At 42.0% G+C, this 20391-nt stretch carries 18 protein-coding genes and 1 pseudogene; 10 read left to right on the forward strand and 9 right to left on the reverse strand.

Features of this window, described 5'->3' with window-relative positions; translation table 11 throughout:
- The first annotated feature begins 237 nt into the window (after positions 1–237).
- The 9 genes from lacG to C5I45_RS13530 all read left to right on the forward strand — a co-directional run bounded on the left by lacG (position 238) and on the right by C5I45_RS13530 (position 10868).
- Complete coding sequence (gene lacG / locus C5I45_RS13490) at positions 238–1638, forward strand: 6-phospho-beta-galactosidase (protein WP_025851873.1); 1401 nt, start codon at positions 238–240, stop codon at positions 1636–1638.
- Between the two features lie 63 nt (positions 1639–1701).
- On the forward strand, positions 1702–2016 hold the full coding sequence (locus C5I45_RS13495) for a PTS sugar transporter subunit IIA (protein ID WP_107994442.1): 315 nt from the start codon (positions 1702–1704) through the stop codon (positions 2014–2016).
- Between the two features lie 11 nt (positions 2017–2027).
- Positions 2028–3734 carry a PTS lactose transporter subunit IIBC gene (locus C5I45_RS13500; protein ID WP_044053114.1) on the forward strand — a complete coding sequence of 569 codons (1707 nt, stop codon included), beginning with the start codon at positions 2028–2030 and terminating at the stop codon, positions 3732–3734.
- 15 nt (positions 3735–3749) lie between these two features.
- On the forward strand, positions 3750–4919 hold the full coding sequence (locus C5I45_RS13505) for a galactokinase (RefSeq protein ID WP_107994443.1): 1170 nt from the start codon (positions 3750–3752) through the stop codon (positions 4917–4919).
- Positions 4920–4922: 3 nt separating this feature from the next.
- Complete coding sequence (galE, locus tag C5I45_RS13510; RefSeq protein ID WP_107994444.1) at positions 4923–5915, forward strand: UDP-glucose 4-epimerase GalE; 993 nt, start codon at positions 4923–4925, stop codon at positions 5913–5915.
- A 1-nt stretch (position 5916) separates the two neighbouring features.
- On the forward strand, positions 5917–7416 hold the full coding sequence (gene galT, locus C5I45_RS13515) for a UDP-glucose--hexose-1-phosphate uridylyltransferase (protein ID WP_025851882.1): 1500 nt from the start codon (positions 5917–5919) through the stop codon (positions 7414–7416).
- 51 nt (positions 7417–7467) lie between these two features.
- A complete protein-coding gene (locus C5I45_RS13520) occupies positions 7468–8580 on the forward strand; it encodes a glycoside hydrolase family 53 protein (protein WP_095324101.1) in 1113 nt (370 codons plus the stop codon).
- A 269-nt stretch (positions 8581–8849) separates the two neighbouring features.
- Entirely contained in the window at positions 8850–9323 is a 474-nt protein-coding gene (locus tag C5I45_RS13525; protein WP_003154948.1) for a MarR family transcriptional regulator, read from the forward strand.
- 132 nt (positions 9324–9455) lie between these two features.
- Positions 9456–10868 (forward strand): MDR family MFS transporter, encoded by a 1413-nt coding sequence (locus C5I45_RS13530; protein ID WP_025851887.1) that lies wholly within the window; start codon positions 9456–9458, stop codon positions 10866–10868.
- A gap of 99 nt (positions 10869–10967) precedes the next feature.
- Here the strand turns inward: C5I45_RS13530 and C5I45_RS13535 are convergent, their stop codons facing one another.
- The 9 genes from C5I45_RS13535 to C5I45_RS13580 all read right to left on the reverse strand — a co-directional run bounded on the left by C5I45_RS13535 (position 10968) and on the right by C5I45_RS13580 (position 17802).
- Complete coding sequence (locus C5I45_RS13535) at positions 10968–11249, reverse strand: putative quinol monooxygenase (RefSeq protein ID WP_003154950.1); 282 nt, start codon at positions 11247–11249, stop codon at positions 10968–10970.
- Between the two features lie 109 nt (positions 11250–11358).
- Positions 11359–12279: a class A beta-lactamase gene (bla, locus tag C5I45_RS13540; protein WP_095324102.1), complete on the reverse strand. Its 921-nt coding sequence runs from the start codon at positions 12277–12279 to the stop codon at positions 11359–11361.
- A 347-nt stretch (positions 12280–12626) separates the two neighbouring features.
- A complete protein-coding gene (locus C5I45_RS13545) occupies positions 12627–13013 on the reverse strand; it encodes a VOC family protein (protein WP_015388384.1) in 387 nt (128 codons plus the stop codon).
- A gap of 291 nt (positions 13014–13304) precedes the next feature.
- Entirely contained in the window at positions 13305–13667 is a 363-nt protein-coding gene (locus tag C5I45_RS13550; protein WP_025851892.1) for a hypothetical protein, read from the reverse strand.
- 1272 nt (positions 13668–14939) lie between these two features.
- Positions 14940–15317, reverse strand: a complete 378-nt coding sequence (locus C5I45_RS13560) for a hypothetical protein (protein ID WP_058905941.1) — start codon at positions 15315–15317, stop codon at positions 14940–14942.
- A 404-nt stretch (positions 15318–15721) separates the two neighbouring features.
- Positions 15722–15982 carry a UPF0715 family protein gene (locus C5I45_RS13565; RefSeq protein WP_226565940.1) on the reverse strand — a complete coding sequence of 87 codons (261 nt, stop codon included), beginning with the start codon at positions 15980–15982 and terminating at the stop codon, positions 15722–15724.
- Between the two features lie 47 nt (positions 15983–16029).
- A complete protein-coding gene (locus C5I45_RS13570; protein ID WP_025851897.1) occupies positions 16030–16728 on the reverse strand; it encodes a hypothetical protein in 699 nt (232 codons plus the stop codon).
- Between the two features lie 246 nt (positions 16729–16974).
- Complete coding sequence (locus tag C5I45_RS13575) at positions 16975–17205, reverse strand: hypothetical protein (RefSeq protein WP_025851900.1); 231 nt, start codon at positions 17203–17205, stop codon at positions 16975–16977.
- 48 nt (positions 17206–17253) lie between these two features.
- Positions 17254–17802: a hypothetical protein gene (locus C5I45_RS13580; protein WP_032861417.1), complete on the reverse strand. Its 549-nt coding sequence runs from the start codon at positions 17800–17802 to the stop codon at positions 17254–17256.
- Positions 17803–18504: 702 nt separating this feature from the next.
- Here C5I45_RS13580 and C5I45_RS20165 point away from each other — a divergent pair.
- Positions 18505–20387 (forward strand): annotated as a pseudogene (locus C5I45_RS20165) (ribonuclease YeeF family protein).
- The last annotated feature ends 4 nt before the right edge of the window (positions 20388–20391 follow it).

Consider the following 20391-nt stretch of genomic DNA (forward strand, 5'->3'; position numbering starts at 1 on the left):
CAACTTTACACACAATCTAACATACTGCGGCAATCCGGTCAACAAAAATAAACATTAACAAACAACATAATCAACATGCGAAACAACGAAAAACTTATATAACCTCTATAAACACAGATGTTATTTCTTTATGAAGCTATTGACAACAAAAATGTATGCGTTTACTATTAAACAAAAGATAACAATTACAAACATTAACAAACTCCAATTCACACATTGGCGAAGGAGGATTCAGTAATGCTCAAATTACCTCATGACTTTATTTTCGGCGGGGCGACTGCGGCATATCAAGCGGAAGGCGCCACAAAAGAAGGCGGCAAAGGGCCTGTGGCCTGGGATGAATTTCTTGAAAAACAGGGAAGATTCAGCCCTGATCCGGCAAGTGATTTTTACCGCCAGTTTCCGGAAGATATTAAACTATGTGAAAAGTTCGGAATAAACGGCATCCGCCTTTCTATAGCCTGGACGAGAATTTTCCCTGACGGCACGGGCAAAATCAATCAGGAAGGTGTTGATTACTATCATCGTATTTTCTCAGAGTGCCATAAACGCAACGTCACCCCTTTTGTCACGCTGCATCATTTCGATACACCGAAAGGATTATTTGATCAGGGAGATTTCCTCAACCGCGCTGCAATAGAAGCGTTCGTCAGCTATGCGGAGTTTTGCTTTAAAGAATTCAGCGAAATCAGATATTGGAGCACGTTTAACGAAATTTATCCCACAGCCACCAACCAGTATTTACTCGGGGTTTTCCCGCCATCTGTTAAAAGTGATATCACAAAAGTCATTCAATGCCTCCATCACATGATGGTAGCGCATGCGATGACCGTCAACCTTTTTAAAGACGGCGGTTATCCGGGAGAAATCGGGGTCGTCCACTCATTGGAAACAAAATATCCCGCCAGCGGCACAGAAGAAGACCGCCACGCCTGTTTTCTGGATGACGCGTTATCAGTGAGATTCCTCCTCGATGCCACCTACCTTGGCTATTATTCTGAGGAAACCATGCGTGCTCTGGATGAAATCTGTGAGGCAAACGGCGCTTCATACGAGTTTTCAGACAGTGACTTTGACGTGATGAAAAAAGCCTCAACGCGCAATGATTATCTCGGCATCAATCATTATCAATGCCATTTCGTCAAAGCGTACGACGGAGAAACCATTATTCACCATAACGGAACGGGCGATAAGGGCACTTCGGTCTATAAAGTAAAAGGAATCGGCGAACGAATTTACAAAGAAGGCCTGAAGCGGACCGATTGGGACTGGCTTATTTACCCTGAAGGCATGTATGACATGCTGATGCGCATCAAACGGGACTATCCCCAATATAACAAAATTTACATTACCGAAAACGGCATGGGCTATAAAGATGAGTTTGAAGACGGCATCATTATGGATAAGGCAAGAATCGACTATTTAAAAGTATATTTAGAAGCCGTCAGTAAAGCGATTACCGACGGAGTCAATGTAAAGGGGTACTTCTTATGGTCCTTAATGGATTTATTTTCATGGACCAACGGCTACAACAAACGTTACGGTCTTTTTTACGTCGACTTCGACACCCAAAAACGGTATCCGAAAGAATCGGCCTACTGGTACAAACTTGTAAGTGAAACAAAAACAATCATTTAACGATCATACATGATGAAAAGAATCTCTTTTCATCATGTGTGCCGTCTTTAGGAGGTTTTTTTCATGACAAAGGAAGAATTGCAGATGCTCGGTTTTGAAATCGTCGCCTATGCCGGCGACGCCAGGAGCAATTTATTGAAAGTCCTGAAAGAAGTCCGTGCCGGAAACTTCGAAAACACGGAAGCAGCATTGAAAAGCGCCGATGAAAATTTAACCCTCGCCCACAATGCGCAAACGAAAATGTTAGCTGAAGAAGCTGACGGCAAGGACATGGAATTAGGGTTTATTTTCGTTCACGGCCAGGACCACTTGATGACAACCCTTTTGCTCCGTGATCTTATTCAGGATTTTATAGAACTCTACCGAAGCCGCCGATAAGGAGTGGAAAAATGAACGGTATCATCAAGCAAATCGAAAAGGGAAAACCGTTTTTCGAAAAAATCTCAAGAAACATTTATTTAGGCGCGATCCGCGACGGCTTCTTAACTGCCATGCCTGTTATTTTATTCGCCAGCATTTTCATCCTCACCGCCGCTGTGCCGGAAGTGTTGGGTTTCACTTGGCCTAAAAGTGTTTCTGAATGGCTTTGGAAAGTTTATAACTATTCAATGGGCGCCCTCGGTCTGATCGTTGCGGCAACAAGTGCGAAATGCCTGAGTGAATCAATGAACCGAAAAATGCCGAAAAACAAAGGGATCAACCCCGTTTCAGCGATGCTTGCTTCAGTCGTCGGGTTTCTCATTTTAAGCGTCACTCAAATCGACGGCGGGTTCTCCACGGAATATCTCGGCACAAAAGGTCTTTTAGCCGCTTTTGTATCCGCTTTCATAACGGTGAACGTTTACAGATTCTGCGTGCTGAAAAATATTACGATTAAAATGCCTAAAGAAGTACCGGGTACCATTTCACAAACATTTAAAGATGTTTTTCCGTTCGCTTTTTCCGTTTTGGCCATGGTGATCGTTGATTTATTGATCAGGAATACGCTGAATGTATCGTTTGCAGAGGCTCTCTCCTCTCTCTTATCGCCGTTTTTTACCGCCGCAGACGGTTATCTCGGGATTTGTGTCATTTGGGGAATGATGGCGCTGTTCTGGTTTGTCGGCGTTCACGGGCCTTCTATTGTAGAGCCGGCCATCGCAGCTATTATTTACGCAAATGTGGAGGCGAACCTTCAGCTTCATAATGCCGGCGAGCAGGCGTCCAACGTGCTGACCGTCGGACTCGGGAACTTCGTCGGCACAATGGGAGGAACCGGCGCAACCCTTGTTGTTCCGTTTATCTTTCTGCTTTTCGCAAAATCCAAGCAATTGAAAGCAGTCGGAAAAGCATCCGCGGTTCCGGTGTCTTTCGCAGTAAACGAACCTCTTCTCTTTGCTGCGCCGATCATTTTAAATCCTTATTTTTTCATTCCGTTTGTTGTAACGCCGATGGTGAATGTCTGTCTGTTTAAATTTTTCGTGGATGTCATCGGAATGAACAGTTTTATGTATGTTCTTCCGTGGGCCACCCCGGCGCCCGCCGGCTTGATTCTCGGAACCGGCATGGGGCTCTCGGCTTTTGTGCTGACGGCTGTATTAATCATTGTCGATTTCCTGATATACCTGCCATTCTGTAAAGCTTATGACAAAGTATTAGCGGCGGAAGAAGCCCAACATACCGAACCTGAAACCGCGCCGCAAAAATCCCGGGAGATACAGCCAGCCATGGCCGGCGCCTCAGAAGACGCGGCCACCGTCATCAGCACAAATCTTCAGGAATCCTCATCCGCCTTGGAACACGGCACCAATGTGTTAGTGCTGTGCGCCGGAGCGGGAACGAGCGCTATGCTTGCGAACGCACTGACAGAAGGAGCCGAAGAATACAACGTGCCGATCACCGCCTCAGCAGGCGCCTACGGATCCCATTACGACATCATGAAAGACTTCGATATGATCATTTTGGCTCCGCAAGTCGGCTCTTATTATGATGACATTAAAGAAGATGCGGACCGCCTGCATGTGAAACTCGTCGCAACGAAAGGAGCGGAATATATCAGCCTCACCAGAAATTCACAAAAAGCCATTCAGTTCATACTGGAGCATACCTCAAAATAGAATCGGAGGTTTATCATGGATGCCAAACTTTTGAAATCAAGATTCGAAGACATTTTCAAGAGAAGTAACGGAGAACTGTTTTTCGCACCCGGCCGGATCAACCTGATCGGGGAACATACGGATTATATAGGCGGCCACGTTCTTCCATGCGCGATTACGATCGGAACATATGCCGTATGCGCAAAACGCGAAGATCACCAGATCCGGTTATACTCAGAAAACTTTCCTGACAGCGGCATTGTCTGCCTTGATCTTTCCGCCACAGCATACAAAAAAGAAGACGGCTGGGCCAATTATCCGAAGGGGATGATCCATTATCTTCTTGAAGCCGGCGGCCAAATAGACAGCGGAATGGATATTCTTTTTCACGGTACGATACCAAACGGAGCCGGTTTAAGCTCCTCTGCTTCCATTGAAATGTTAACCGGTTCCATTTTAAGAAAGTTATTCTGCCTGGATGTTTCCGATACTGAACTGGCGCTTATCGGAAAAAGAGTCGAAAATGAATTTATCGGCGTGAATTCAGGGATTATGGATCAATTCGCAGTGCAAAAAGGCAAAAAGAACATGGCCATTCTGTTAAACTGCGATAAGCTTGAGCACGAAATGATTCCGGCTGCTTTTAACGGATATAAAATCGTCATTATGAATACGAACAAGCGCCGGGAGCTGGCGGCTTCAAAGTATAATGAACGCCGCAGCGAATGCGACGCGGCTCTCACGGAACTGCGGCAATATCAAAATATCGCATCACTTGCGGAATTGACGGGAGAAGAATTCAACGAACTCGAACCTCTTCTCTCCCGTGAAACTTTGCGTAAAAGAGCCCGGCACGCGGTCAATGAAAACGAGCGGACCCTCTCAGCGGCGGAAGCTCTCAAATCGAATGATTTGAAAACGTTCGGGGAGCTGATGAATGCGTCGCACCGTTCGTTACGTGATGACTACGAAGTGACCGGTGACGAATTAGACGCGCTGGCTGAAGCAGCCTGGAAAGAAGGAGCACTCGGAGCGCGGATGACGGGCGCGGGGTTCGGCGGCTGCGCCATAGCCATTGTGGAAAGTGAAGAAACCGCCGGCTTTATCCGGGCCGTTTCATCTCACTACCGCAGCAGGACAGGTCTTGAAGCTTCTTTCTACATCGCGGATATAAGCGATGGCGCGGCTGAATGGAGGGAAAAATAAATCATGGCGATTCTCGTTCTCGGCGGAGCCGGCTATATCGGTTCTCATGCGGTTGATCAATTAGTAAACAAAGGATTTGAAACGATAGCTGTGGATAATCTCCAGACAGGCCACCGGAAAGCCGTTCATGAAAAAGCCGTTTTTTACCATGGAGATATCCGTGACAAACCGTTTCTTCGCTCTGTATTTGCGAAGGAGAACGTAACAGGCGTTCTCCATTTTGCCGCTCAATCCCTTGTCGGCGAATCAATGAAAGACCCTCTTTCATATTTCAATAATAATGTGTACGGTACGCAAATTACGCTGGAGGTCATGCAGGAATTCGAAGTGAAACACATTGTGTTTTCTTCATCCGCCGCTGTTTACGGCGAACCTGAAAAAGCGCCCATCACAGAAGACATGCCGGAAAAGCCGGAAAGCGCATACGGGGAATCAAAACTCATGGCAGAAAAAATGCTGAAGTGGTGCGATACCGCCTGCGGCATAAAATATGTCTCACTTCGGTATTTTAACGTTGCCGGCGCGAAAACGGACGGTTCCATCGGAGAAGATCATCATCCGGAAACCCACCTTATCCCTATCCTTTTACAAACCGCGCTCGGTCAGCGCGAGGAGGTTTTGATATTCGGCACTGACTATGATACAAAAGACGGCACGTGCATCCGCGATTATGTTCATGTTTCCGATTTAATCGATGCCCATATTCTCGCTCTGGAATATTTGCAAAACGGCGGAGACAGCGGCATTTTCAATTTAGGATCAAGCAGCGGGTTTTCCGTATCAGAAATAGCGGAAGCGGCCCGGCAAGTGACCGAAAGAGACATAAAAGTAAGAGCGTCCGCAAGAAGACCCGGTGATCCAAGCGCCCTCATCGCTTCCAGCGATAAAGCGCGGAACATTCTCGGCTGGAATCCGAAACAAACGGACATATCGGAAATCATTGCGTCAGCATGGAATTGGCATCGGCATCATCCTAACGGATACAAGGACAAATGAAATGGAGGCGGCGGTCATTGACGTTTTTGAATCAGTGGCAGGGTTTCTGAAAGAAAGCACTGTCTTAGGCGACATAAATGAAACAGATGTGATTTATACAAGAAACAGACTTCTCGATCTGCTCGGACTGACGGATTATGCAGAACCGAAACGTATCAAGAAACAAAACAGGCTTCACTATTTGGACGAAATGGTGAAAGACGCGGTAAAACGGTCAATCATAAACGATACGCCGGCTGAAAGAGACATGCTGGGAAGCAGAATCATGGACGTAATCACACCGGCCCCTTCTCTGATCAATGCCGCATTCAGAGAATTGTTATCAGATTGCCCGAAAAAAGCAACAGATTATTTTTATAGATTGAGTCAAAACAACGACTATATTAAGACGCGGGCCATTCGAAAAAATATCGTGTACCGCTCAACAACACCTTTTGGGGAATTGGACATCACCATTAATCTATCAAAACCGGAAAAAGACCCTAAAGACATCGCCGCGGTAAAAAACAGTCCGGAAAATCGGTATCCGAAATGTCTGCTCTGTATGGAAAACGAGGGGTATGCCGGAACACCGCATCACCCCGCCCGTTCAAACCACCGCATCATCAGGCTTGACTTAGCGGGAGAACAGTGGGGTTTTCAATACTCTCCTTATGCGTATTACAGCGAGCATGCCATCTTTCTTTCAAGCGTGCACAAGCCGATGAACATCAGCCGCGACAGCTTCAGAAGGCTTCTGGCCATTACGGAAATTTTCCCGCATTATTTCGCGGGATCAAACGCAGACTTGCCGATCGTAGGAGGTTCCATTCTTTCACACGATCATTATCAAGGCGGCGCCCATGAGTTTCCCATGGCAAAAGCGGGTTCCCTCTACCCTTTTCATATGCGTCATTTTCCAGACGTTCAGGCCGAAGCCGTAAAGTGGCCGGTATCAGTGATCCGCCTTCGCGCAAAAGATCCGGATTTGCTGACAGATGCCGCTGCCTATGTTTTTGAAAAGTGGCGGGAATATTCAGATGAATCCGTCAGCATCATCTCGAAGACAAATGAACCCCATAATACCGTCACCCCGATTGCCAGACGCAGGGGAACGGATTTTGAAATCGATCTCGCTCTCAGAAACAACCGCACCTCCGAAGATCATCCGGATGGCATTTTTCACCCGCACCAAGACGTCCATCACATCAAAAAAGAAAATATCGGTCTGATTGAAGTGATGGGGCTCGCCGTTTTACCTCCCCGTCTGAAAGATGAGCTGGCAGAAGTGAAAAAGTATTTACTGAATGAACATCATGACATCAAGGACATTCATCTTCCGTGGGCTGAAAACATCAAAGCGGATAAAGACGTGACACCGGAAAATGCAGCCGCTGTTTTACAAAGAGAAACCGCGAATGTATTTTTACGCGCGCTGACCGATGCAGGCGTTTTTAAAATGACACCCGAAGGAATTCAGGCGTTTCAGCGTTTCACGACGTTATTGGAGAATGGCAGCTGAAACATTCAGAGTGAAATCAATCAACAATCTTTTTTATCAGGAGGTATTGTGATGTTCAAAAACCGATTGAAACGTGTATTTGTGAGCGCAATCTGTCTTTCTCTCATTTTCACCACTTTTACATTTATTGGTAAGTCTCCTAAAGCAAAAGCGGATGCCCCGTTTGCCTATGGCGCGGATATAGGATGGCTGAAACAAATGGAGGATGAAGGTGTGCGCTGGCTGGATGACGGCGGGAAACAGAAAGATGCCTTGCAGATTCTTAAAGATCACGGAATAAATGCCGTGAGACTGAGAGTGTTTGTGAATCCGCCAAGCAGCTATTATTGGCTGAAAGACGGCACAACATGGACCATGCTCGGCTATAGTGACAAAGCGGGCGTACTTGCGGCGGCCAAAAGGGCAAAAGCGTTAGGAATGAAAGTAATGGTAGACTTCCATTACAGTGACGTGTTCGCTGATCCCGGCCACCAGATCAAGCCGAACCAATGGACCGGCTATTCAAACAGCCAGCTGCAGGCAGCCGTGTATAACCATACGTACGATGTCATGAAAGAACTTAAAAATCACGGCATCTCCCCTGATTGGGTGCAAGTAGGAAATGAAATGAATTCAGGAATTTTACTGCCCGACGGCAGCACGAACGATTTCAGCAAATTGACCGGCTTACTGAACAAAGGCTATGACGCCGTGAAATCCGTCAGCCCGGCCACCAAGGTAATCAGCCATTTGGCACACGGCACGGACAACAGCCTATTCAGATGGTGGTTTGATCAATTCTTTAAAAACGGAGGGAAAACCGACATCATCGGCGTTTCGTTCTATCCCTATTGGGAAGGTAAGCCGTACTGGGAGCTCACCGGCCATTTATCATCTAATTTGAATGACATCGCCTCACGCTACAACAAGGAAGTCATGGTGGTTGAACTGGGCGGAGATGAAAATAATCCGAAAGATTCCTACTGGACCATAAAAGACACCATAAAACTGGTGAAAGCCGTTCCGAACGGCAAAGGAACCGGCGTATTTTACTGGGAACCCGAAGCTCACTCCAGCGTTCTGTCAGATGCGTATCCACTAGGCGCAACCGCAAAAGTGTCTAAAAACGTCTTGAAATACACAACCGCAATTGACGCTTTTTATGATGCCGCAACAGGAAAATGATTGATGCAATTCTAAAGCAGGCTCTTTTCGCAGCCTGCTTTTTTGTAAGGCTGCAGAGTTAGCCTGTTATGAAGAGCTAGTAACGAATACGGAAAGAAACATACTCGAAAAAACACATTTCGGTTAAAAATAGGATACTTCTTCTGTTCCCCCTCCTTCTTATTTCTGCGCACTATCTCTCAGTTCCTAAATAATAACTTTACGATTGTTGAAAAAGAAACAAACATTTTATAATATTGTGTAAGCACCACCGAGCAGGAGGACGGGTCATGGACAAAAAAGAACAGCTCCTCACGGATTTCAGGGACTTTTTTAACAAGATGGTGTGGCTGAATAGGCTGAAGATGGAAGAAAGCCTTAAGGGGCATAAACCTTCTGAAGTGCATTGCATCGAATTCATCGAAAAAATTGAAGACGCCAATGTGACAAAACTTGCGGAGTCCCTTTATATGACAAGAGGCGCTATAAGTAAATTAACGAAGAAGCTTATCAATAAAGGCCTTATCGAAAGCTATCAGAAGCCGCTTAACAAGAAAGAAATCTATTTCAGGCTTACCGAGCAAGGAAAAGTCATTTATAAAATTCACGAGGAATTGCACAAAGAGTTTCAAGAACGGGACAAAATCGTGTTTGAACAAGTAACTGATGAACAATTTGACACGATGCTGAGCTTCGTGGAAACATACAGCAGGCATTTGGATTCAGAAATAAAGAAACTTGGTGCAGACATGAAATCGGAATAAAACCATAGGCAGCCCTGCTCCATGAAAACGGGCTGCCTTTTTATATCCTTCTTATTGTTGACAAAGAAACAAAATCACTCTATTATTTTGTTGACAAGGAAACAAAGACAGAGATTTTGAGAGGAGAATAATATGTCAACACATAAAAGAAAGGAACTTCGGCTGCCAAAAGAAGTTCTCACAGCCGCCTGGGCTATTGCACTGGGAGCAATTGCTCCAATGCTTGACTCTACGATGGTAAACATCGCCATCGACAAACTGACCAAAGACTTCAACACGACATTGGATACCATTCAGTGGTCCGTTACAGGCTATATGTTAGCACTTGCGATTGCAGTACCCGTATCCGGCTGGCTTATGAATAAATATAACGGTAAGAAAATCTTCATCGGCTCAGTCATCGCCTTTGGTGTCATTTCTGTTTTTGCGGGAATGAGCCGTGACGTTTCCAGCTTCATCTTCTTCCGTTTGCTTCAAGGATTCAGCGCCGGCATTATCACTCCGCTTATGTCAACACTCTTGGTTAAAACGGCAGGTCCGGAAAACCTGGGAAAAGTGATGGCAATCGTCAGCACCCCTATGATCTTCGGCCCGATCTTAGGACCTGTCATCGGAGGCTTCATCGTCCAAGGCGCTTCATGGCATTGGATTTTTTACATCAACGTGTTCATCGTTTTGGTTGCCGCACCGCTTATGATGAAAACCATTCCAGACTTTGAACCCTTCAACAAAGATCGTAAACTCGATATTTTCGGGATTATCAATTTGTCATTAATGAGCGCGGCATTGATGTACGGTATTACGAAAGCGGCGGATCATGCATCATTTAACAATAGCGACACCATTTTATGGGCGGGCATCGGTCTTGTTTCAGCAGTCATTTATCTTGTATATAATCTGATCAAGAAAAACCAAACCGTGCTGCCTATGAATTTGTTTGCAAACAAGAGCTTCTTAGCATCTTCGATCGGGTTGTTCTTAGCGAATGTTGCCATCATGGGGCCGATGTTAATACTTCCGCTGTTTCTTCAAGACATTCGTCATTTCACGACAGTCGGAGCAGCACTCGCTTTAATCCCTCAAGGAGTCGGAATGCTCGTGACTCGTCCGCTGATCGGAAAAATGATTGATAAGATCGGTGCGAAATACGTGGTTACGGTCAGTCTTGTTCTTTCGCTGATCGGATCTATCCCGCTTATTTTTATCACCGATAACACAAGTATGATTTGGATTTCCGTCGTATTGTTTATCCGCGGCACCAGTTTTGGAGGAATTATGCTCCCATTAATGAGTGACGCTTATACAGGTCTTGACAGCAAACAGCTTCCGGAAGCAGGTGTCGGTATTCATATGATTGAAAACCTCGGTTCCAGCTTTGGGTCAGCTGTGATCGCAACCGTTACCGCAACTGTCATACAAGGATTGCAGCCAACGATTCCGAACAGTTTAAAAGGCTACCATGCCGGATTCTTAGTATCCGTCATCATCCTTGCGGCCATCTTCATTCCAAGTCTGTTCCTTACCCATAAAAAGACTGCGATATAAAGAACTTTTCAAAGTAAAAAACCCTTGCGCAGCAAGGGTTTTAATGAATGAAACTGATGATTGTTACCGGCAGAGTCAGCCAACAACAGACAAAGCCTTTTACTCATTCACATTGCTTTTCATTAACCATTCTACTTCCGTTAATTCTTGTTTTTGAACGTCTTTTGTGTGCTTTTTCGTAAAATGGACTTTAACAGCTTCTTCGTTTTCCCAAATCTCCCAAAGCATAATTTTGCGTTCTGATGGTTCAAGCGGATGAGCATGGAACTGAATACAGCCTTCTTCTTTGTTCGTTTCTTCCTCAAGTTTTTTGAATTCCTTCATTATTTCATTAAGGTCTTTATCACTGATGATTTTTAAGCATGCCGTTATGTAATGCATCGAAACTCCCCCTCTTCCCATCATTTTATGGCTTTACATTATAACATCGAAACCCGCATACCGCATTCTCAACATATAAAAAACCGTCCATAAAAAATGAACGGCATGTTTATTTAAGATCATGAAGAGCGACTTTTGCAGCCTCAGCGATAAGAGCATTATGATAATCGGCATCTTCCGTAAATCGGTTTGACAGGATTGCCAAAACAATCGGAGCTCTGTCAGGCGGCCAAACGATGGCAATGTCGTTTCGCGTCCCGTAACTTCCGGCTCCGGATTTATCGCCGACTTCCCATCCTGCAGGAGCGCCTGCCCGAATCAGTTCATCGCCGGTAGCGTTGCCCCGCATCCAATCCGTTAAGATCGTGCGCTTGTCAGTCGTGAGAGTGTTACCCAAAGTGAACGCTTTAAGATCGGTTGCCAGTGCCTTTGCTGTGCTTGTGTCACGACGATCCCCGGGAATCGCAGAGTTTAGATCCGTCTCGAATCGATCCGCTTTCGTTACATGATCCCCAATCTGTTTCAGTGATTTTTCGAAACCTTTAGGGCCGCCAAGCTGCTGCAGTAATAGGTTCCCGGCGGTATTATCGCTGTAACGGACAGCGGCTTCTGAGATTTCTTTCAGGCTCATGCCTGTATCCAGGTGTTTTTCTGTGATTGGAGAATATGTAACTAAATCGTCTTTGCTGTAGCGGATGATGGCATTAAGTTTTTCATTTGAGCTTTTCTTCAGAACAGCAGCTGCGGCCAGAACTTTATAAGTTGATGCGTAAGCAAACCGTTCATTCGGCCGATAGGCGATTGTCTTGTTTGACCCCGTATCAATCGCATAAACCCCAAGCCTGGCATCAAATTTTTTCTCAAGCTGAACAAATTTTTGATCCGTTATACAGCTTGTCATTTTTGTGTTTTCTATGGATTTTGCTTCAGCGTGCGTAGAGCCGAATAAAGGGCTGAAACCGGTAAAGCTTAAACATAAAAGCCCAATGCATATTCCAACTTGTATTCCCGCTTTATTTTTCACATCCAGACCTCCTCATTATAATGTTTTTGTATACATCTTCTAATTAACATTACAAACAGGATGAAAGTCAATATATTTCCTGTGAATGATTAAATCCTGCATTCTGATTCCTCCCCTTATTAAATGCGCCGCCCTTGCCGCGTCTGAATGTTTGCATGTCCGCTTCGTGTTCATTATCTATTTGTTATCCCTCCGTGCAAATAAAAACGGACACCAATCAGAGCATAGTGAGCTGTGCAATGATCAGTGTCCGCAGGCTTTCCGTCTTGGATCTATATATGTTTCTCTTGCAGACTATAAAAATCATAAGGTAAGTTAACAAACGCATTACCTTAATCTTGCCGGTCAAAAAATTATATCATTTTATATATTTCAATAAGATTATTATCTGGATCTCTGAAATGAGCAACTCGTGCACGCCATTCCTGACGATCATGTGGTTCATTGACGCATGTAATCCCTTGCTTGTGCAAATAGTCATACGTTTTATCAACATCTTCTACCTTAAATTGAAGCAAAAATCTCGATTGCGCATCTCCGTCTAAAGATTTTCTTTCTTCTCCAACTATTTCAGCCATATTTTCTTGAGATAAAAGCTCTATTTTCGTTTCTCCATTATCGAAAAGTGCATATTCCATTTCCTTCTCTAACCAACTTATTGGAAGTCCTAATGAATCTCTGTAAAACTCGACGCTTTTTTTAAAGTCATTAACCAATAGTCTAATTTGCAGCAGCTTCATATTGAACGCCTCCTATCATTTTACTGGCCATTCATTTAATCATACAATAGGGACCTGACAGCATTATGTCAAGTTTCCACAAAAAAATTTCCCATACTGCACCCAAATTTCGGATGGAAAGCCTTCGAAGATTCATGAAACTGCGTTTGATCAATTCACATTCTTAGTTTGAATTCTCCTCCTCTCCACCGTGGAGGCTCCGGCCGTGTAAGTCGCGCACCCGTAAACATCCGGCCCCCGCTCCCATAAGTAACACAACTGATAAATAATTGACTGAATAATTTTTCACCGTCATCGCTTCCCCTGCTTTTTATACTCTGCGATTTCCTTAGGGGTAGCCTTCCGGACTCCGTCTGTGTCTGTCCTGTTTGCCACTCGAGCGCCTTCCATGTTTTTTATCTCGCTGACGACTCCCAAATGCTCTAAATACACATGATCACCAATCTTGAAACGATTCAGTTTGGCCCGCTCCTCGGTCATGCTCCTGTATTCAGTCGCGGCTTTCATTTTTAATTCAGCCAGACACATTTGACAAAGGGTTATTGTTACAGAATTGCCGTTAAAATCAGTAAACGAAACTGATCTGACAGATTCCTTTTCCGGGTGCATCGTACATGTTTTCTTCATAGGTGAAGGCCGTGTAAATTTAATCATTCCGCTTCCTCCTCAAAAAGTCGCTTCGTCCCTCTGACATATCTCCGGATGAATGGGAAGTTCCATACCCCCGCATTCGAACTGTCACAACACAGGGAGATTGCCTTTCCTTCGCCGTCTGACGGATTTTCATCCATCCTGCATAGCTGTAAGCCTATATTCCTTTATATTCCCAATGCCCGCCGCACTTCCCTGTTATGATGAAGTTTTTAAAGCTATTGACCAGTTGCCCAGGTTGATTCCATGCGGAAAGCAGTTTGGGCCGCCGTATCCTAATTCATTCGGGTAAATTTCAGCCCTCTAATATGTGTGTGTATGCTTTTTAAAGAAAGTGCGTCACATGATGTTCTAACAACCGATTCACCTTAAACAGAGTGATTTAGTCGACAAAAAGATTTGTCGAGAACAAAAAGAACGGTGAATCTAAAAACAATTGATCTCTCTGAATATGAATTGCTGGTCAACGCATATTTCAAATTAATAAGATAAATAAAATAGACCCCCTCACAGAATGGTGAGGGGGTCTTGAGTATGTGGCGATATTTCTTTATTAAACTCCAAATGTCTGCATCTCAATAACATCTGCAGATATACTTTTTCTAGATTGAAATATTTTAAGCATGGATAAGGTAACAACTGAAATAAACGAAGAGATGCAAAAATGGATCGAAGAGGTGATGATTTTGCCGCCATGTTAATGTACAAAAATTTAATTAAAAAGGAAAAGAATTAAACAAGGGGTTAGATGTTTCAAATTAAGGTACTTCAGAGCTATGGAGAAGAAACATAAAGAACTTGCTTAATTCAGATTCTTCGATTTTGTAAGTACCCTGCTAGAACCATTTTCTTTTGTCACCTTCTCCGCACCTTTTTATTCACACCCAGCAACTAGAGCAAGGTCGTCTTCTTCCAAAGTTATCAAAGAAGAGATGCGTTTTTTTGGAATAACTACAAAATGCAATGGCCAAAAGGTCTTGTATGATGATACGGCAATACATTCTCGGTTTTTAAAACTTTATTTACTTTTATTTTTCCGTTTAATAATTCATCGCGATGTTCTGCTTTATTTTTCACTTTTATTATTAAAATAAGAGAACCACAATAAACTTATGAACCCAGAGCTCCTATAATTGTAGATATAATATAAGTCCAATTAAGTAAATCCATAAACTTTCTCCTCTAAGAAAAGATTTCAATACGTCTAAAAAAATGATTATGCCTTAACTTTAAGGAATTTTAACATTTTGTGTTTTTTTCTGATTAATAAATTCTTTATTCTTTCTCAAATTTATTTATTCTGCTTAACATTCTCCTATCATTTTTCGAAGCTCTCTTCAGCGATCTTTTCTCATATGATGTTCCTTTATTAATCACAACAAAATCAGAATTATTTTGCACATAAACTTGGGAGTCAGATAATTCATAGTAACCCGTAACGTTTTCTAAAACCGTCTTGGAATTGTCTTTATTATATAGATCATAGTTGACCGGCGGTCTGCTGATTGCAAATTTCCCAAAAACAGCAACATCATCCTTACCGGGAGTATGGCTTGCTCCTTTAATAAATATTACGCTAAAAATTAAAATCAAAAAAATTGCAATTAAAGTTCCTGCAAACATAATTTTTTCATTTATTTTCCAGTTCAACATAAACAACCCTTTTCTTTATCATGCCGTGTTGATATAAGTAAATCTCACAATTTATGTACTAACATATAAATGTTTAGACTTTAAACAAGCCGCTTCCATTCAACATCCTTAAATCGCTGCTGATAAATGTCTTCCAGGATTGATGCCTATTCACCCCAGCCTTCCGCAACAACAATGTTTTTTTCTATCTATCCTCAATCCATTCACTTCAAAGTTGCTCACCCTTCTGAAATTGTACAATATTTGAAGATAAGGGAAGAACTGATGAATACAAAAAGGTATTTTTATTTAGAGCTCAGTTACTTAACCCACAACTTTCTGTACAAGAATAGAGTCCCAAAGTCAAAAGATCAGAGCAAATAATACACTGAATAAATATATCTCATAACTCGCTAGTATAGACCCTATTGGGTTATAAGGTTCAAAGAGAACCGCCATGCAATAAATGAAAACACTGTATATATTAAGAGATATTTAAAATTGAACCTTCTAGGTTTTCGGTTTAAGAAAAGCTGCAATGGCAATTCAAAAATTGAATAACATGTCAACATGATCCCGCTAATTATAAGATAAGGGATATATTCAGCTTGATCCAAGGTGATAACATATACCAGTGCAGAGCATATGGCCGATAAAATAAGAACAGTTACGTATCTTATTATCATCAAATCTATCTCCCCTTACAATTAAAAATCAAACATGCTTGCAATTGCTATTTTTCGTAATAATAAGATTTGACCCAAGGATAGCTTCTGCCCTTATTTTCACACCATTCAACAAATCCCTTTGATTGTTCTTCTTTAAACAACAACCAGTCATTCAACAAATCTTGATAATAGTTAAGCTGTTCGTTATTGCTTTTTCTTGTTTGTTGACATTCTATCTTGTTGTTCAACTGCCGGGACTTGATAAGAAGTGCTTTATCTTCTTTAATATCGCCTAGATATAAATCTTCGGATATGTGATGAAATGAATACCACAAGGCGTTCAAATGAATATCGATTAACGTTAATAAAGATAATTGTTCATTACTGCCTCCTAGTCTAAGTGCATTATTTAAGTAATCGACACGGTTTTTAGTATTTAAAAACACACCATACCACCTGTATGGTCTTGGATCTTCGGGGTTATTCTTCATCCATGATTCAAGCAAAGGCTTTAAAAGATCCATTTCTAAAGGGTGAACAAGTATATGGTGAATATCATCTGATGTTTCTAATAAAGCAAATAGCCAACAAGCAAAATTCTGTTGTGCATGATTATCCCACGTTTTGGCTTCATCGATAAACGAAGATAATACTTTAAAGGATTCTTTACGTAACCCTTTTTCTTTGAGAGAGCAAAACTTTTTAAATAATGGGTATTCATCCAGTCTGTCATTTTTTAAGATATTAGTTAAGACATCTATCATGATTCACATCTCTCTTTGCCTGGAATAAACTTAAACAATTTGAAATACGACATACAATGCAACTTCAGCGATAAGCAAATAAATCATATATCTAGCATAATTTAATACATCTTCATCAGTATTTTTCTCTTTTTTAAAAGTCCATGCAAATAACCCTAATACAGTTGCCACTCACACGATTTCAATTATTGTTAAAATTGACATACCTTCCTCCTAAAAAAGGCGAGAGTTCCTTATGATGCATATTTACTTAGTTTCTTCAAAAGAATAATGACAATAAACTGAGTTGCTTTCTTCATATCTAATATATGTATCTTGGGTTAAGAACTTTGTATAGCCGGCTGTTTTGAGTATCGCTTTACTCATCATGAGCATATCCTTCTGGATATCATAATCTGTTTGAATATCCAAATTAACTTTAAATGCTGCATGTAACTCAAAGAACGAATCGTCAAATTTAAATTTCAAAATTTTCATTGCGATCCCCCGATCTGTTTCATTGAAATGCGTCAATTTAGACTAAAACTATAAATCAACCTCAATCGCCTTTTCATATGCTGAATGGAAAATTATTTTGTTATCTTTCCATTCGGCATTACCTACTCCTAACACATCAAGGTCGTCTTCACCCTCTGTATTTCGGGTCATAATATATACGGTGTCCTTATTCACTTTTCTCATTAAACCAGGGTATAAACTAGGAACATGAACATAAAAATCGTAAAAGTGATTCGTTTCCCCTAAGGTGGCGTTTCTATGTTCTATTGTTACTGTTACATTTTTAGCTGGCGAAGAAATGGTACCGTATGAATCACCAGTTGCAGCCAACAATGCAACTATAAGTACTACTGGAATTGTTATACAAGTTACATATAATTTCAGTATTTTATACCTTCGAGCTAACACAAAAAAACCGACTAAAGTAAGCAGTACAGGGAAAATATAATTTGTTTCCACCACAAAGCTTAAGTAATAACCATCATGAGACATTAAGAAAACAGTTAAATCAAATGCTAAAACCAGGATAAAGAAAATTGTTGCTCCATTTATTTTACGTAATACTTTGTTTACCATATTCATTCCCCCCCGTTAATACACCGCGCTCTATATTTGTGATCTGCAACTTTAAAGCTGTATTATAGCAAAGTAAAAGGGGTATCAGAAATAAAAAACAGAACAAAAAGACTTATACGAAGTTTTAGATAATTTAATCTCTCCATTTGAATCAGGATTATTTATACTATCTTCATGTTAATAACCTTTCTTTAAAATACATGTTTTATTTGACTAAAATGAAAAATTATTTTTTTTTAACAATGACTTCAATTTCATCACCTTCAATGAGTTCAAGCTGCCTGGTACATTATTTTCCGTTAATATATCACTTCCGGTTAATAACTCACCCGCACCTTGAATTACCCTATTTTCATTTTTAACACACTACAATTCATAATCTAATAATACTATACCTTTCAATGAATTTGTTTCATAATTATTTCTCCTTATCAAAGTAATAATGTCTTTAATGTGACTGTTCCAACCTTTTTACCCCGCTTAATCTTTCCAATTCAATTAATTCAAACGCTGCCGAGTAAATTCCCTGCACTCCGGTTTCTCATCCATAAGCTCTCTTCTCAAATGCTTAATCACATAATTAAAAGGACAAAGAAATGGGTCAAATGATTCATTTTACCATTTAAGATAGCACATTGACCTTATTCCTCATTCTTCCATGGTAATATCTTGTTGAAGTATTTCGCATGAAAGGATATGGTCATGAAAGTTTTCGAAGCAACCACCCTCCTGGCCGCCGCCAAACAGCGCGCGGGTGAATACAAAAAACTGCGCGGCCAGATGGTCAATCTGAAAAAAGCGTTTCAAGGTATGGCTGATCTTGGTGACAATGATTTCTCAGGCCGGGGCGCTGACAACATCAAAGCCTTTTTCAAAGACCACGCCGGCGTCACAGACAGCTGGCTTGATCTGATCGATATGAAAATCGCATTTCTCACAAGCCTTCCCGGCAAGGTCGAAGATGCCGGACTTTCCAATTCGCATGTGGAGGAATCATTTCTGGAGCACGAGCTCACCCATGCCCTCAGTAAATCAAAGGCGATTATGGAAGAGCAAAAAAAGGACATGCGCTCCATCCTCGGAGAGATTGAAGACATCATCTCGCTTGATCTGTTTTCAACGGAAAGCACAGATCAAAAGCTTTCCTCAGCTGACAAAAAAAGAAGCGAAACGATACATAAGCTCGGCAAGCTTGATCACGATCTAACGAAAGAATACGCAGAAACCAAAGCAAACGAACAGTTCATCCAAGCTGACTTCCAGCAGCTTCAAAACGCCACGGGCAAAGGAAAAAGCGCCACGCCGCTTCACTACAACGCCAAGGCATACCGAGAAAGCGACATCCATAAGAAAAAAGGCGAGATTGCAAGACATTCGGATGCTTATTTGACGATTAAAAAGGAAGAAGCGAAAGAGCGTGAAATCAAGGATCTGAAGAAAAAGCTGGCGGATGGTATCACCGATCCGGATGAGTATTTGGAAATCGCGAAGAAGATCGGCTATGAAAACCTTGAACCCGCTCAGGTGGAATACGTGATGCAGCTCGAACAAGCAAAGCAGCTCGAAGAAGTCGGAGAAACAGCTTGGGATATCGTCAAAGGAATAGGCGTCGGCCTTTATGATGTTGGAAAAGACACCATAACCGGCGTCAAAGATCTGGCTGTCGGCGCATGGGATTTTTACCATCTCTCTGATGAACAAAAAGTCGCTAAACCATATCGGCTGTATTGAACACGCCCTCCTACGCAAAAATCATATGGACAAACCTGGCGGATTCGTGGAATGATAAAATGGTTAACGGGGATGCGTATTCAAGATCCCATTACATCACCTACGCCATCGGGAGCATCGTCGGACTAAAAGGTTCCGGCTCAGCTGTAAAAGTATCAAGTAAGCTCGCCAAAACAGGCGCCGCCAAAGTGGATAACGTCTTGGAAGCCAGTGAAAAAGCGGCTGCAAAACATGTAAAAACCAGGATTGAAAAAGGAAAAGACTATATCAATTCTGTTTCGAAAAACAAGTACGAACCCGCGCTTGCCGGAATAGCACTGGATATTGAAAATACTCACAATGTGAAGAATACTCCTTTGTTGAAAAGTATTATTGAAGGTCAGAAAGAGAGTGTGCTCAGTAAATCTGTGACTTCTGACAATAACGGCATACATAGTGTTAAACAAGGAGACAGCAGTCCTCTCGCACCGGGCGGGGGTTTAGCTGCTCACGAAGCAAAAGGCGGACATTTATTGGAAAAACATGTTGGGAAAACAGATAAAGAATTAATAGAAAGACTGAAAACTGATCCTAACCCACATATTACAGCTTCATCTACATTTAAAGATAGGGCTACCGCTGAAAGAATTGCTAATTCAGTTTTAAACGATCCAAAAAATATAAAGAAAATCGAAAATTGGATTGATGATCCTAAAAAACCTAAATTAATGTTAAGATACAAGGGCAATGGAGAAATAATCGGCAGAAGTGTATCAAGAAATTCAGATCTAGTAGAAAACGTTACAAACGCAAAAATTATACTCAAAAAAGATAATAACGGTAACTTTATTCTTACAGGATATCCAACCAAATAGAAAG

This window comes from Bacillus sp. ZY-1-1 (assembly GCF_003047165.1).
Taxonomy (GTDB): domain Bacteria; phylum Bacillota; class Bacilli; order Bacillales; family Bacillaceae; genus Bacillus; species Bacillus velezensis.

Coding starts and splice junctions, on each gene's coding strand:
- C5I45_RS13545 (WP_015388384.1), bottom strand. CDS start 13,013: ATGAAGCTGCTGCAAATTAGACTATTGGTTAATGACTTTAAAAAAAGC.
- C5I45_RS13580 (WP_032861417.1), bottom strand. CDS start 17,802: ATGGTAAACAAAGTATTACGTAAAATAAATGGAGCAACAATTTTCTTT.
- C5I45_RS13530 (WP_025851887.1), top strand. CDS start 9,456: ATGTCAACACATAAAAGAAAGGAACTTCGGCTGCCAAAAGAAGTTCTC.
- C5I45_RS13560 (WP_058905941.1), bottom strand. CDS start 15,317: ATGTTGAACTGGAAAATAAATGAAAAAATTATGTTTGCAGGAACTTTA.
- C5I45_RS13525 (WP_003154948.1), top strand. CDS start 8,850: ATGGACAAAAAAGAACAGCTCCTCACGGATTTCAGGGACTTTTTTAAC.
- C5I45_RS13575 (WP_025851900.1), bottom strand. CDS start 17,205: ATGAAAATTTTGAAATTTAAATTTGACGATTCGTTCTTTGAGTTACAT.
- C5I45_RS13495 (WP_107994442.1), top strand. CDS start 1,702: ATGACAAAGGAAGAATTGCAGATGCTCGGTTTTGAAATCGTCGCCTAT.
- C5I45_RS13505 (WP_107994443.1), top strand. CDS start 3,750: ATGGATGCCAAACTTTTGAAATCAAGATTCGAAGACATTTTCAAGAGA.
- galE (WP_107994444.1), top strand. CDS start 4,923: ATGGCGATTCTCGTTCTCGGCGGAGCCGGCTATATCGGTTCTCATGCG.
- C5I45_RS13570 (WP_025851897.1), bottom strand. CDS start 16,728: ATGATAGATGTCTTAACTAATATCTTAAAAAATGACAGACTGGATGAA.
- galT (WP_025851882.1), top strand. CDS start 5,917: ATGGAGGCGGCGGTCATTGACGTTTTTGAATCAGTGGCAGGGTTTCTG.
- C5I45_RS13565 (WP_226565940.1), bottom strand. CDS start 15,982: ATGATAATAAGATACGTAACTGTTCTTATTTTATCGGCCATATGCTCT.
- C5I45_RS13520 (WP_095324101.1), top strand. CDS start 7,468: ATGTTCAAAAACCGATTGAAACGTGTATTTGTGAGCGCAATCTGTCTT.
- lacG (WP_025851873.1), top strand. CDS start 238: ATGCTCAAATTACCTCATGACTTTATTTTCGGCGGGGCGACTGCGGCA.
- C5I45_RS13535 (WP_003154950.1), bottom strand. CDS start 11,249: ATGCATTACATAACGGCATGCTTAAAAATCATCAGTGATAAAGACCTT.
- C5I45_RS13500 (WP_044053114.1), top strand. CDS start 2,028: ATGAACGGTATCATCAAGCAAATCGAAAAGGGAAAACCGTTTTTCGAA.
- C5I45_RS13550 (WP_025851892.1), bottom strand. CDS start 13,667: ATGATTAAATTTACACGGCCTTCACCTATGAAGAAAACATGTACGATG.